The 13,968-nt window shown below is 70.9% G+C and carries 10 protein-coding genes; 8 read left to right on the top strand and 2 right to left on the bottom strand.

Going from position 1 to position 13,968, the window contains the following annotated elements:
* The first annotated feature begins 329 nt into the window (after positions 1-329).
* From Pla133_RS21955 to Pla133_RS21930, 5 genes are all read left to right on the top strand, one after another.
* Positions 330-1,304, top strand: coding sequence for a hypothetical protein (locus tag Pla133_RS21955; RefSeq protein WP_145069279.1), 975 nt, complete (start codon positions 330-332; stop codon positions 1,302-1,304).
* Positions 1,305-1,361: 57 nt separating this feature from the next.
* The gene (locus Pla133_RS21950; protein WP_145069277.1) at positions 1,362-3,143 is read left to right on the top strand and encodes an FG-GAP repeat domain-containing protein; all 1,782 of its coding nucleotides are present in this window, start codon (positions 1,362-1,364) and stop codon (positions 3,141-3,143) included.
* A gap of 69 nt (positions 3,144-3,212) precedes the next feature.
* Complete coding sequence (locus Pla133_RS21945) at positions 3,213-4,592, top strand: di-heme oxidoredictase family protein (protein WP_145069275.1); 1,380 nt, start codon at positions 3,213-3,215, stop codon at positions 4,590-4,592.
* Between the two features lie 443 nt (positions 4,593-5,035).
* Entirely contained in the window at positions 5,036-6,409 is a 1,374-nt protein-coding gene (ltrA, locus tag Pla133_RS21935) for a group II intron reverse transcriptase/maturase (RefSeq protein WP_145067520.1), read from the top strand.
* Between the two features lie 119 nt (positions 6,410-6,528).
* Complete coding sequence (locus Pla133_RS21930) at positions 6,529-8,442, top strand: WD40 repeat domain-containing protein (RefSeq protein ID WP_145069273.1); 1,914 nt, start codon at positions 6,529-6,531, stop codon at positions 8,440-8,442.
* 19 nt (positions 8,443-8,461) lie between these two features.
* Here Pla133_RS21930 and Pla133_RS21925 read toward each other — a convergent pair whose 3' ends face one another.
* Positions 8,462-9,319 carry a DUF2817 domain-containing protein gene (locus Pla133_RS21925; protein WP_145069271.1) on the bottom strand — a complete coding sequence of 286 codons (858 nt, stop codon included), beginning with the start codon at positions 9,317-9,319 and terminating at the stop codon, positions 8,462-8,464.
* Between the two features lie 53 nt (positions 9,320-9,372).
* On the opposite strand from Pla133_RS21925, the gene Pla133_RS21920 reads away from it, so the two are divergent.
* Together Pla133_RS21920 and Pla133_RS21915 are read left to right on the top strand one after the other, a co-directional pair.
* Positions 9,373-10,479, top strand: coding sequence for a hypothetical protein (locus tag Pla133_RS21920; protein WP_419195409.1), 1,107 nt, complete (start codon positions 9,373-9,375; stop codon positions 10,477-10,479).
* 2 nt (positions 10,480-10,481) lie between these two features.
* Positions 10,482-11,027, top strand: a complete 546-nt coding sequence (locus Pla133_RS21915; protein WP_145069266.1) for an MOSC domain-containing protein — start codon at positions 10,482-10,484, stop codon at positions 11,025-11,027.
* Positions 11,028-11,059: 32 nt separating this feature from the next.
* On the opposite strand, the gene Pla133_RS21910 is transcribed toward Pla133_RS21915, so the two are convergent.
* The gene (locus Pla133_RS21910; RefSeq protein ID WP_145069263.1) at positions 11,060-12,229 is read right to left on the bottom strand and encodes an ABC transporter permease; all 1,170 of its coding nucleotides are present in this window, start codon (positions 12,227-12,229) and stop codon (positions 11,060-11,062) included.
* A gap of 250 nt (positions 12,230-12,479) precedes the next feature.
* Here Pla133_RS21910 and Pla133_RS21905 point away from each other — a divergent pair, with 250 nt between their 5' ends.
* Positions 12,480-13,961, top strand: coding sequence for an NHL repeat-containing protein (locus Pla133_RS21905; RefSeq protein ID WP_145069261.1), 1,482 nt, complete (start codon positions 12,480-12,482; stop codon positions 13,959-13,961).
* Positions 13,962-13,968: the final 7 nt, after the last annotated feature.

The following is a 13,968-nucleotide window of genomic DNA, read 5'->3' as shown; positions in this document are numbered from 1 at the left end:
GGCCAAGGGGCCGGCCGAGTCCGGAGCGGGCCCGCCGAGGCGACTCGGCGGGCCCGCTCCCATTCGCGCTGGCGTCGCGAGCGCGCCCAGGGCCCGGGCGTGCTCGGGACGTGAGCAGGGGATGACGGGGCGTTCATCCGCGGCGATTCACCCGGGGTGTCTGGGTTCAGGAGCGGACAAATGCGCCTTGCTAGGCCCGCTCTGAGGTGAGCGGTAGCGGCCCCGGGGACAGCGCACACAATCGGCGGGTGCCTCGGTCCCCGTCCGAGGCCACGCCCCCGCGTCTCCCGGTGCCGACCCTCCCCCGGCATCCCACTCCCCCAGATCCCATGCTTCGCAGCCTGACCCTCGTCGCTGCCGTCGTCGCGGTCGCCCCGGCCTCCGCCAGCGACTTCGAGATCAAGATCCTCTCCGGTGGTCTCGACACCCTGAACGTCTCGCCCGGCCAGCAGGTCAGCTTCGACCTGGTCGGCGAGCTGTGCGACGCCAACAACCTCGGGCTGGCGGCCTTCCGCATCGACCTGACCTTCGACGGCGGCGATCTCGCGCCCCTGGGGGACCCGGGGGGGCAGCCCCTGGCCAACTTCGCCAGCCCCCTGGGCCTGTCGAACCCCGCGGGCTACGGCGGGACGCCGATCGGCGGCGACCTGATCCAGATCGGCGGGGCGCAGAACACGATCAACCAGTTCTTCGCGCCCAAGCCGGCGGGGACGGTGATGACCTCGGTCGCCCACCCGGGCAGCGCCCTGGTGCTCGGCTCGGGGACCCTCACGGCGCCCGCCGTGCCGGGGACCTACACGGTCAGCGTGGTGGAGGCCGGCGCCAACGTGATCGCGCAGACCACCAGCGGCGTGCCCTTCTGGGAGGTCGAAGCCGCCGGCGTGATGGTGCACGACCTGACCCTGACCGTGGACCCGGCCCTCACCGTCGACACCGCGAGCATCTCCCTCTCGGCCGGTGGCAGCGCGGGCTTCGCCCTCGACGCCGGCGCCGCCAACGCCGGGCGCGTGTACCTGATGTTGGGCTCGGTCACGGGCAGCTCGCCGGCGACCACGGTCGGTGGGCTCGACATCCCCCTGGTGATCGACGCCTACACCCTGTTCACCCTGGCCAACCCGACCGCCCCGCCGCTGATCGGCGCGCTCGGCTTCCTGGACGGCCAGGGGGCCGGTACGGCCGGGTTCTCCCTGCCGGCCGGCTCCGACCCGGCGCTGGCGGGGATCGACCTGCACCACGCCTACCTTTTGCCCCTGCCGGTGCTCGATTTCGCGAGCAACGCCGTGAGCTTCAGCCTCGTCCCGTGATCTGAGATCGCGGCCCTCTCGTCCCTCCACCCCCACCCACCCACCAGCGCGACACCCATGCGAACGCTCCACATCATCAGCGCAGCGACAGCCTTGACCGGGCTGGCCTCCGCGCAGGGCTTCAACAATCAATGGGCGGAATTTGCCCTCGACACCGGACAGCCCTTCACCCCCACGTCGATCTCCAACCAGCAGACCGAGGTCGACTTCTACGCAGGCGACCTCGACAAGAACGGCTACGACGACGTCGTCGTCGTCCGCAAGGAGCCCTTCACCTCGCCGGGCAAGCGCACCAACGTGCTGCTGATGAACTACGGCGGTCAGCTCCTCGATCAGACCCTGATCTACGCCAACCTCTCCGACGTTCCCGATGACCGTGGCTTCGGCACGCCGACCAACGACCGCGACGTGGTGGTCTTCGATCTGGACAACGACGGCTGGCTCGACGTGGTCACGGCGACCACGATCAGCGACGGCGACCCCAAGCACATCGGGCACCCGCGGGTCTACATGAACCTGGGTGACGACGGCGCCGGCAACTGGCTGGGCCTCGAGCATCAGGACGCGCGCATCCCGCAGCTGTTCCACTTCGGGACCGGCAACCCCGAGAACCCGCGCTTCTGCTCGGTCTCGGCTGGCGATGTCACTGGCGACGGCTTCGCGGACCTGTACTTCGGCGACTACGACTCCTCCGGGGCCGGCGGCACCCAGCAGCCCTCGAACAAGGACCTCAACGACCGTCTGCTGATCAACGACGGCAACGGCTACTTCACCGACGAGAGCCAGTCGCGCATGGGGACCCAGGCGCTGCTGTCGGCCTTCGGTACCGAGGTCGAGATCGCCGACTTCAACGGTGACGGAGTCAACGACATCGCCAAGGACACGGCACTCAACGCGCCCCAGTACGTGGCGATCAGCTACAACGACCCGAACAACCCCGGCCAGTTTCCGCCGGTGTTCTTCGACGACTTCCACGTCGGCTTCGCGCCGTACCACATCGACGCGGGCGACCTCAACGCGGACGGTCGCATCGACCTGATCTTCTCGGACGACGGCAACGATCGCTTCCGGATCAACCAGGGCAACGACCCCTTCGGTCGCGTGATCTGGAGTGAGGCCAAGACCTACAGCTTCCTCGCGGGTGGCGACGACGGCTTCGGCAGCAACAACTTGATCGCGGACCTGAACGGTGACGGCTACAACGACGTGCTGATCACGGACGTCGACGTGGACATCGGAGGCTTCGGCCGCCGTCTGCACATCTACCACAACGTCACGGTGCAGGCCGGCACCGAGACGTTCGTGGAAGAGCGCCAGAGCTCCGGTGGCGGCTGGGTCGGCGTGGTCGGCATGACCGAGAACGACATGCGCGGCAGCCACGACGTGCTGGTCTTCGACATGGACAAGGACGGGGACAACGACATGTTCCTGGGCCGCGCCGACGGCACCTTCGTGTGGGAGAACCTGGCCGATCCGGTGCTGTGTCAGAGCGACCTCGGGTCCGCCGGTCCCGGCGCCATGACCCTGGCCCTGTGCGGCCAGCCCCTCTACCAGGGCAACACCTCGACGCTCTCGATCAGCGGTGGCGCGTCCGGCGCGCCGGCGGCCCTGGTCGTCGGTAGCAGTCAGAGCCCGATGCCGCTGCTCGGGGGCACCCTGCTGCCCTCGATCGAAGTGGTCGGCGAGCTGACCCTCGACGGTCTCGGCGGCGTCTCCCTGCCGATCACGGCCGGAGCGGGTGCCGCGACTTTCTACGCCCAGGTGATCGCCATCGATCTGGGCCTGCCCGAGCTGTTCAGCTTCTCGAACGCGATCGAGATCCTGTTCAACCAGGGCTGACAACGGCCTGTCTGGGGTGCCCCGAGTCGCGGGGCGCCCCACCCCTCTCCCTGCTGCTGTCCACGAACGATGCGGAACCTCACGATCATCTCCTGCGCCGCCCTGACCCTCGTCGGCCTCGCGCACGCCCAGGAGTTCCAACCGCGCATGGGTGAGCCCGTGCGCGGGCTGACCCCGACCCAGTTGGCGGCCTTCGAGGCCGGCAAGCTCGAGTTCGAGACCGTGCTCGGCAAGGCCGACGGTCTGGGGCCAATCTTCAACGACTCGAGCTGCGCCCAGTGCCACACGACCCCCGACATCGGCGGCTCGTCCACCCGCACGGTGACGCGCTTCGGCCTTGCTGCGACCGGCGGCAACCCCTTCGACCCGCTGACGGCCTTCGGCGGCTCCCTGTTGCAGTCGAGCGCCCTGGCGGAGATGCCGCCGGAGCACTTCGATGCGATCCCGGCCATGGCCGACGTGATCATCCATCGCGTCACGCCCCACACCTTCGGCGCGGGACTGCTCGAGGCCGTGCCCAGCACCGACATCGAGTTCGGCGAGCTGAACCCGCCCAACGGCTTCGTGTCGGGGCGCGTGCACTGGGCGACGCCGGTCGAGGGCGGCCCGCTGACCGCCGGCCGCTTCGGTTGGAAGGGCGGCGTGCCGACGGTGATGACCTTCTCGGCTGACGCGTCCGTCAACGAGCTCGGGCTCAGCAACCGCTTCTTCACGGCCGACAACGCGCCCCAGGGCGACCCGGCCCTATTGGCGCTGTACGACACCGTCGCCGACCCCGAGGACTCGATCGTCCCCGGCGCCGGGCGCATCGATCGTCAGACGGACTTCCAGCGCTACCTGGCGGCGCCGCCCCAGACGCCGCGCTCCGGCATGGCCGGCGAGTCGGTCTTCACTTCGATCGGCTGCGCGAGCTGCCACACGCCCCAGTTCACGACGGGTACCGCGCCCGAGGCCGCCCTTTCGGGACGGACGATCCGGCCCTACGGCGACTTCCTGCTGCACGACATGGGCGTGCTCGGCGACGGTATCGTCGACGGCATGGCCAGCGAGACCGAGATGTCGACGCGCGCCCTGTGGGGCATGTCCTCCCGGGACGCCTTCCTACACGACGGCCGAGCCACCGGCGGCAGCTTCGCCCAGAACGTGGCCGCCGCGATCATGTGGCACGACGGCGAAGCCAACTTCGCCCGGTTGAACTTCAACGCCCTGACACCCTCGGACGTGGACGACCTGATGGGCTTCCTGCGCTCCCTGGGTCGGGCCGAGTTCGACAACGACCTGGACGGCGACGTGACGGTCTTCGACTGGTTCTTCCTGGAGCCGCTGTTCACCGCGCCGGGCGCGGGGACGGTGACGCCCGACAGCCCCGGGGCCGAGGCGGACATCGACGCCGACGGCGACCTGGACCTCGAGGACTTCATGCAGCTCCAGTTGGCCTTCACCGGCTGAGCGGCGAGGCCTGACGCGACCCAGGGCCGGGTCCGCCGCGGGCGGGCCCGGCCCTCGCCGTGTGTGCCTGGCATGACAGATGACTTGGAGGTGAAAGTCCCCCCGGAACCTGGCCGCAGGGACCGAAGGGAAGCGCAAGGGCGGGCTCGCGAGGGTCCGTCTGAAGGAAGCGTGGAACGAACCCACGGGCCGACGTACAGGAATCGGATTCGAGGCGCCGCGGACCAGGGCGAGCTGGCACGTGACAGCGAAGCTCTTGCGGTCAAAGGGACGCGGCGTAAATCCGGCGGTTGTGTGGGGACGGCCATCTGTCTTACCCAGGGAGATCTCGCCTCACGTCTGAAAGGGCGACGCCACCGGTTGGCGGAGCGAGAAGTCAGCAGAGGGCGTAGTAGTCGGCCCGAGCCGGCGAAGGCCCGAACGGGGAGAAGGGCTCAACGCCCATGAACCTCGAAGGCGAACCGCGTCAGATGTCCAGGCAACTGGAGCTCCCGTGGGAGGATAGGGGTGAAGCCCTGAACGTACCGCGAAGCGACGAAGCGCCGACGGCGGCTCACGGAACCGAGTGCCCAGGAGCAGTCGGCTTGATGGAGGCGGTGCTCGAGCGCCGCAACATGGAAGCCGCTCTGCGGAGAGTGAAGAAGAACCGAGGCAGTCCCGGCGTGGACGGGATGACGACGGACGAGCTGCTGCCGTACCTTCGAGGCCACTGGGCCCGGATCCGAGCGAGCTTGCTCGACTCGACCTACACCCCGGCCCCGATCAAGCGGCAGTCGGTCCCCAAGAGCGGGGGAGGCACCCGCGAACTGGGGATTCCGACGGTGCTCGACCGTCTGATCCAGCAAGCCCTCTTGCAGGTCCTTCAACCGATCTTTGACCCGACCTTCTCCGAGCACAGCTTCGGCTTCCGACCGGGACGCAGCGCCCACGACGCCCTTCGGGCGGCGACGCGACACGTCCAATCCGGACACCGAGTCGTGGTCGACGTCGATCTGGAGAAGTTCTTCGATCGAGTCCATCACGACGTGCTGATGGGAAAGCTCGCCAAGAGGATCGAGGACCGCCGCGTCCTGAGACTGATCCGTCGCTATCTGCAATCCGGCGTGATGGTGGACGGAGTGCTGATGCAGCGCTGGGAGGGGACGCCGCAAGGCGGCCCACTCTCACCGCTCCTGGCCAACGTGCTGCTCGACGAAGTCGACAAGGAGCTGGAGGTCCGCGGACACGCCTTCGTGCGCTACGCGGACGATGCCCGAGTGTTCGTCCGCTCGCAACGAGCGGGAGAACGCGTGCTCGGCCAACTCCGGACTCTGTTTGGCCGACTTCGGCTGCGCATCAACGAGGCCAAGAGCGCCGTGGCCCCCGCATGGGACCGACCTTTCCTGGGCTACTCGATGTGGGTGGCTCCGGGGAAGACCGTACGTCTGCGGGTGGCCCGCAAAGCTCTCGACAAGATGAAGGATCGAGTGCGGCAGATCACGCGTCGCCACGCAGGACGAAGCCTGAGCCACGTCATCGGGGAGCTGCGAAGCTACCTGCTCGGCTGGCACGGCTACTTCGCCCTGGCCGCGACGCCGAGACTCTTCGCCACCCTCGACCAGTGGATCCGCAGGCGCCTCCGGGCGCTCCAACTCCACCAGTGGAAGCGCGGGCGAACGGTGTTCCGCGAGCTACGCCTTCGAGGAGCCTCGACGCGTGTGGCCGCCGAAGTCGCCGCCCAGACCCACCGCTGGTGGTGGAACGCCTGCCACCGAGTCCACCTCATCCTTCGCAACTCCCACTTCGCCCAGCTGGGGCTCCCCCAACTGGCGCCGTGACCTCAATCTTCGAACCGCCGTGGTACGGACCCGTATGCCCGGTGGTGTGGGAGGGGCTCCGGGGAGGCGATGACTCCCCGGCCCCTATCCCGATTCGGTAACCTGCTCCGATCAGCGCCATGCAGAGCACCCTTCGAACCCTCGTGCTATCCGCCCTGGGCCTGGCCTCGGCCCTCGCGGCCTCTGCCCAAGAGCCCGCGACGACCGCGCCCCAGGTCGCCGAGGCCCACGGCCTGTTTTCCGCTTGGTTGCGACACGACTCGCCGGTCGTGGACGTGGTCTGGGGGGTCGGCGCGGACCTCGTCACCCTCGACGCCGGCGGGGTCGTGACGCAATGGGACGCGGACTCGCGCAGCGCCGTGACTCGCGCCGAGCTGACCGCCGTGACCGGCATCGCCTTCCACCCCGGTGGCGAGCGCCCCGCCGGCCTGGCCCTGGCCCACGGCTCCGAGCCGCGGGTCCTGGAGTGGCGTCCGGCCCTGGCCGCGCCCGCCCTGTGGACCGTCGAGGGTCTCGGCGGCCCCCTGGCCGTCGATGCCGCCGGCGCACGGATCGCGGCGGTGGGGCAGCATGCGGTCGAGTTGGTCGATGTCGCCGATGGCAGTCACCGTGAGGTGGCCCAGCTGGGCGGGTTCGAGGTGCGCGACCTGGCCTTTGGCGGCGGCGAGCTGGCGGTGCTCGGCTTCAACCGCGCCAAGCAACTCGGCCGCAAGGGCACCGAGGAGCAGCCCTGGTCGACCCTTTGGCGCGTGGATGTCGCGACGGGTGAAGAGCTGGCGACGGTCGACCTGGACGGGCAGTGCAGCGAGGTCCTGCGGCTCGGCGATCAATGGCTGTGTCTGGACCCCGAGCGGCGCGCGTGGATCGCCGGCGCGGGACGGGGGCTCGAGCTGCCGCTGCCGGCGGGCGCGCAGGCGGCGCCCAGGGTCGACAGCGCGGTGCTGCCGGACAGGCAGTTGCTACAGGTCGACCAGCGTGGGCAGTTGATCGCGCGGGTGGGGCTGGACGGCGAGCCGCGGCCCGCTCGATCGGTCGGAGTCGGTGCGATGCGCCTGCGTCCGAATCGCGATGGCACCACCGTGGCCCTGGCCCAGGGTTGCACGGTGCGACTGCTGGCGGCCGCCGAGGGCTTCGCGGCCGACGGCGGCGCTGCGGGCTTCGCGGCCCAGGTCTCGTCCCTGCGTTTCGACGACGGGGGTGGGCGCCTGCTGGCCGCGAGCTACGACCACTCGGTCGACGTGTACGACGTGGCGAGCGGCGCGCGCCTGGCCCACCACGGCGCGGTCGGCATCGTCCACGCCGCCGCTTGGCTCGGCGCCGGCGCGGAGGGCGGCGAAGAAACACAGCAGCGCTTCGCCTGGGTCGCCCGCGGCGGCGGGCTGGAGCAGCGGACCGTCGACGCCGCGGCGAACAACGCCGCCACCAACCGCGGCCTGGGCCTGCCCTGGACCGACCTCGCCGGCGGGGACGGCGAGCTGTTCGCCGTCGCTTCCGGCGGCGCGGTGCTGCAATGCGTCGGCGCGGGACTCGAGACGGGCTGGACCGGCCAGGGCCCGCGCGGCGCGATCCAACGCATCGGCGCGGTCCCCGGGCGCGTCGTGGTGGCCTCGTCCGGACTGGTCGTGCTCGACCGGGCCAGCGGCGAGTCGCTCGGCGCCCTCGGCGACATGGGCGCGCCGGTCCAGTCCCTGGCCGCGGCCTCGGCCGCCCCGCGCGCCGCCGTGGGCCTCGCCAGCGGCGCCGTGGCCGTGGTCGACACCGACTCGATCGAGGTCGTCGCCACCGTCGCCCAACACCGCGGCCGAGTGCAGGCCGTGGCCCTCACCGCCGACGGCCGCCGCCTGGCCTCCGTCGGCACCAACGACGAAGCGCTGACCCTCACCGGCCTGGACGGGGCCGGAGCCGCGAGCTGGAGCATCGAGATCCCCTGGAACGGACCCGGCTGCACGGCCCTGGGCTTCTCGCCCGACGGCCGACTGTTGGCAGCCGGCGGACGGGATGGTCGCGTGGTGTTCTTCACGCTGGGCGGTTGAGCGTCCCGCGCGGGCGCGCTCAGCCTTCGACCGCGACCAACAGCGCCGGCCCGTAGCGTCGCCACAACTCGTCGGCGCCCAGGCGTTGGCTGCCGCCGGGAAGCTCGAGGGTGACGATGCCGATGCCGAGGTCCTCGCCGAGCCAAGCGCCCATGGAGCCGGGGCGCGTGCCGAGCTTGCGCGCGGGCAGGCCACAGGCCTCGGCCATGCGCTGCGCCAGGTCGTCGATGGGGCCGTCCCAGTCCACGCAACGCAGGGGCTGGTGGATCGACACCACGCGGCTGGGTCGCGCGGCGCGGATCAGGGCCGCGAGGGTCGCGCTCTCGGGTTCGGACAGGCCCTGCTCGCCGTAGTCCTCCCCCTCGCGCCGATTCTCGGCGGGGAAGTTGCGGTTCAGGTCGACGCCGCGGGCGTTCTCGCGCGTGTCGGCCGCGTGCCCGTCGGGGTTCGCGTCGCAGATCAGCAGCACGCGCCGTCCGGCCAGGCGCACGGGATCGGCCAAGAGCTCGTCCGCCAGGCGATCGAGCAGGGGCGTACCGGCCCATTCGTCCCCGTGGATGGTCGCGATCAAGAGCACGGTCTGCGCGCCGCTGCCCAGGGACAGGAGCTCGATCGGGCGGTCCTCGACGCTGCGGCCGATGGTCTCGCGACCGCTGCTCGCCGCCCGCGCCAGGACCATGGCGAGGGCGACCTGGTCCGCGTCGGCCGCGGGCGCGGAGAGATCCACCGGGGCCGCCGGCTCGGCCGCGGGGCCCGTGCGCGAGCCGTTGCCCGCGGGCGCCACCGAGCGGCAGCCGAGCCCCAGGACCAGCGCGCCGATCACCAGACCGAGCTCGAGTCGTCTCACTGTTCCGGCCCCCACCTGATTCGTTCCCATCAGCTGCCCCCTTCGCGGCGAGTATGCTGCCGGCGCTGGTGCCGATCGACCCGATGGCGCCGAATCCCATGACCAAGGCCACGGCTCGTCCCCGACGTCCCCTGCGATTCGTGCTGCGCGCGGGGCTGGCCCTGCTCTCGGCCGCGATGGGGTTGTTCGCCGTCGAGTGGGGCGTGCGGCGCGTGGACGCCTTCGGCATCGCCTACTACCGCGAGGTTCCGGCCTACTTCGCCGAGGCGATCGTGCCCTTCCTGGGGCCCGATGGTCTACCCGATCCACAGGGTCGAATCTTTCAGCAGAAGCCCGGGGTCTCGCTCGAGTTCGTCGACTTCGACTTCATCACCGATAGCGCGGGCCTGCGCTCCGACGACCCGGCGGCCACGGTGCCCGCGCGCGTCGGCCCGCCCACTCCGGGCGAGGGCGCTTGGAGCTCGGAGCGCTGGCTGTTCCTGGGCGACTCGGTGACCCTGGCCTGGGGCGTCGACGACGCCGACAGTTGGGTGCGGCGGTTCGAGGCCGAGGCCCGAGCCGTCGACGGGCGGCCGATCGAGGCGCTCAACGCGGGGCACCTGATGTACGAGACGGTGCAGCAGGCGGACCTGCTGGCGACCATCGGTCCGCTCCTCGCGCCGGACGTCGTGGCCCTGTGCTTCATCTCCAACGATCTCGAGCCGACCTACGACGTCTTCATCGAGCAGGTCGCCGAGGCCCAGCGCCTGGCGGCGCAGCGGCGTGGGGCCGGTCTGCTGGCGCACGCCGCTGACGCCATTGGCCGACGCTTCGTGGGACTTGCGGGCGTGCTGCGCTACCTGCGCGAGCGCGACACGGCCGCCGAGGGCCACGCCAGCAGGTCCGGGCCGATGCGCCTCTACCCGGCGAACTGGCCCCGCTGCGCCGGCGCCTTGGATTCGATCGTCGCCAACTGCGCGAGCCTGGGCGCGCGCTTCGTGCTGATCGACCACTCCATGCCGCCCCTGCCGGACCTGCCCACCTGGGCCGCCGCGGCGGGCGTCGACTACGTGCGCGTCGGCTTCGAGCCCGCCGACTGGGCGCGGGGCATCGTCAACTCGAAGGTCGACGCCCACGCCAACGCCCTCGGCAATCGGATCATCGCGGTCAAGGTCCTGGCCGGCCTGCGCGCGTTGGGGAGGATTCGCTAGCCGTGGACCTCTCCCGCCGCTTCGACCTGTGGTGGGCGCGCTTGCCGAGATCGCCCCGCGACCGGGGGCGCGTCGTCGACCTGGTGCTGCGGCCGCCGGGCTACACCCAGGGCGCGCGACGCTTGGTGGAGCAGGTCCGACTCGACCCCGAGCGCGGCGCCATCGGCGACAAGTGGGAGACCGATCCCGACCGCGACGAGGGGGCGCAGGTGGCCTTGATCAACGTGCACGTGATCCGTTCCCTGGCGCGGGGGCACGCGGACGCGTCGCTCTCGGGCGACACGCTGCACGTGGACCTCGACCTGAGCGAGGCCAACCTGCCGCCGGGGACGCGGCTCGAGGTGGGGCAGGCGCTGCTCGTCGTCAGTGCGGTGCCGCACCGACCCTGCGCCTCCTTCGCGCGGCGCTTCGGCGCGGGCGGCGCCAAGCGCGTCGCGCGGGCGGATCGGCGCGGCCTGCGCGGACGCGGAGTGATGTGCGTCGTCGAGCGCGGGGGAGTCGTGCGCCTGGGCGACGCGGTCGTCGCGCGGCGCTCCGACCCGAACTGACAGCCTCTCGACCGCGCGAGGCGGAGCGCCCCTCAGCCCCGCCGCAGGGCCTCGGCCGGGCGCATGCGCGCGGCGCGCCAGGCGGGCCAGGCGCCGCCCAGAAGGCCCAGCACCACCGCGAAGGTCACCGCGGTGGCGAGCACGGTCGGCGTCAGCTTGAAGGCGAAGGCGACCTCGGTGAAGGTCTGGAAGTTGGTCGTGCCGGTCTTCACGCCGTTGAGCGGCAGGGCCATGGCGATGCCCACCGCGCCGCCCAAGAGGCCCAGGAGCAGCGCCTCTGAGAGGAACGCCAGGAACACCGGGAAGGGGCGGAAGCCCATGGCGCGCATGATCCCGATCTCGTGGCTGCGGGCCGAGATCGACGCCAGCATCGTGTTGGTGCCAGTGAAGACCGCGGCCACGCCCATGATCGAGGCCAGGAACGAGCCCAGGAACAGCAGCACGATCGACAGGGCCTCGGTCTGGCCGGAGAGGTAGTCGAGCTCGCTCACTACCTTGGCCGGCACGCGCTTGTCGTCCTCGAGGCGCCGCGCGAGTTCCGCGACCGAGGCGCCCTCGCGCAGGATTCCGACCACGCGGTTGTAGAGCGGGCGCTCGAGGGCCACGCCGATGCGTTCGGCGTCGCCCCACAGCTCCGAGTTGAAGGGCCCTTCCGAGCGCATCTCGCCCACCACGCGGAAGGGCGTGGTGTTGAGGGTGATCACGTCGCCGATGGCGGTGTTCACGATGCGCCCGGTCAGGGCGCTGCCGGCGATCACCTCGTCGGCGCCGGGGGCCGGCCAGCGGCCGTCGACGAGCTCGAGCAGCTCTGCGTGCACCGCGTAGCTCATCGGCTGCACGCCGCGGATGGGGACGTTGGTCTCGCCTCCGTCCAGCTTCTGCCGCCGCACGGCCAGGTAGCGTTCCGCCGCCGCCAGGGGGCGCCCGCGCTCGTCCAGGGCGAACTCGGGCAGGGACTTGATCAGGATCTCGGTGCCCTCGAGGGTGAAGACGCTGTCGCCCTCGTTGGTCGAGCCCGGCCGCAGGAAGACCGCCACGTCCTCGCGCCCGCTGGAGGTGAACAGGGTCTTGAAGCCCTGCTGCAGGGAGAGCACCCCGGACAGCACGGCCACGGTGGCGCCGATGCCCACGATCGTCAGGAGGGTCGACGAGCGCCGCACGAAGAGGCTGCGCAGGTTGTAGCTGAAGGGGACCAGGTGCATGGGCAGAGGTGGCGCGGCCAGACTCTAACTCCCTCGGGCTGCGCGACCTTCGCCCGCGGCCCCGACCGAGCGCCGCGCCCCGGCCACCGATCGCCGGCCGCAGAGCCCCGCTGGGGGTGACCAGTGGGGACCGGGCGGCGGTCCGGCTTTGGATGCGGGTTTTAATGAGATCCAGTCGCAATAAGCGAGGCGGCGCTACGATCGGCTCGGCCCGCGTCCCCTCCCGAGAACCTCCGAGTCCCATCGATCCATGACTTCAGCGATCCGCCCCCGCAGCCTGCCGCTGCTCCTGTCCCTGGCCGGCCTCGGCCTGACCGCCTCGCAAGCCCTGGCCCAGTCGATCCTGCCCCTGGTGCCCTTCTCCGAGACCGGCGACCTGTTCGTCACCGACTCCACCAACGACACCGTCTGGCGCCTCCTGGACCTCGACCTGGACGGGGACTACGACGGCCCGGGCGAGGTCTCCGTCTACTACGACGACACCCTGGGGCCGATCGCCCTGACCAACAACAACGGCATCGCGGTCGACGGCAACGGCACGGTCTACGTCGGCGACTCGAGTGAGGACTTCATCCTGGCCCTGAGGGACATCGACGGCGACGGCAACTGCCACGGCGCCGGCGAGGCGGTGGTCTGGTTCGACGGCAAGGGTGGCTCGGCGTCCGGCGTGATCGCGGGCTCGCCCGCCAACCTGACCGCGGACCTCTTCGGCGACGTCTGGTTGGCCGTTTCGGGCAGCGGCTCCAGCGCCCCCGACAACGTCGACAAGGTCATCCACCTACGCGACCTGAATGCCGACGGCGACGCCAACGACGTGGGCGAGGCGGTGGAGTACTACCTGCCCGCGCCCGGCGGAGCCGGCGGCGACACCCTGCCCCAGGACGTGACCGTGGGTCTGGACGGGCGCCTCTACATGGTCGACATCCCCACGTCGGGCACCCTCGGCAAGGGCGTCTACCGCCTGGACGACGTCGACGCGTCCGGAACCATCGACGCCGCCGGCGAGGACCAGCCCTTCTTCATCCCGCCGGCCCAGGCGAACAACCCCTTCTTCTGGGGCCTGACCATGGACGCCCAGGGTTGGTTCTACATGGCGGACACGGGCAACGAGCTGGTCTGGCGCTTCCGCGACGACAACTTCGACGGGTCCATCGACGCCTCCACCGAAGCGAGCATCTGGTGGCAGACCACCGACTCGTCGTTGATCTGGCGCCTCGCCGCCGCGTCCGACGGCAGCGTCCTCGCCGCCGAGAGCCAGAGCCCCGACCGCATCCTGCGTCTGGTCGACACGGACGGCAGCGGCAGCGTGGACCCTGTGACGGAGACCTTCGTCCTGTGGGACGACACCCTGGGCGGCCCGGACATTGGCAACCCGCGCTCCCTGGCCTTCGACCGCCAGCCGACGGTGGACTTGAACCCGATTCCGTCGATCGGCACGCCGCTCTTGATCAACACCTTCGCCACGACGGGCGACGTGGTGCAGCTCTACGTCGGCGGCGCGACGATCGCGCCCCTGCCCTTGCCGCCCTTCGGATTCCTCGAGCTGAACCCCGGGGCGGCCTTCGCGCCCCTGGCTTCGGGCACGGTGCCGAGCTTCGGACCCTTCGCCGCGACCATCGGCCTGCCCGCCGACCCGGGTCTGATCGGCGTCCAGGTGTTCGTGCAGGGCATCGCTGGCAAGCCACTGCACCTGCGGCTGACCAACACAGCGAGCCTCGTCTTGCAGCCCTGATCGGGCT

This window comes from Engelhardtia mirabilis (genome assembly GCF_007748095.1).
Lineage (GTDB): Bacteria > Planctomycetota > UBA1135 > UBA1135.
This window is presented reverse-complemented; position numbering and strand designations above follow the sequence as displayed.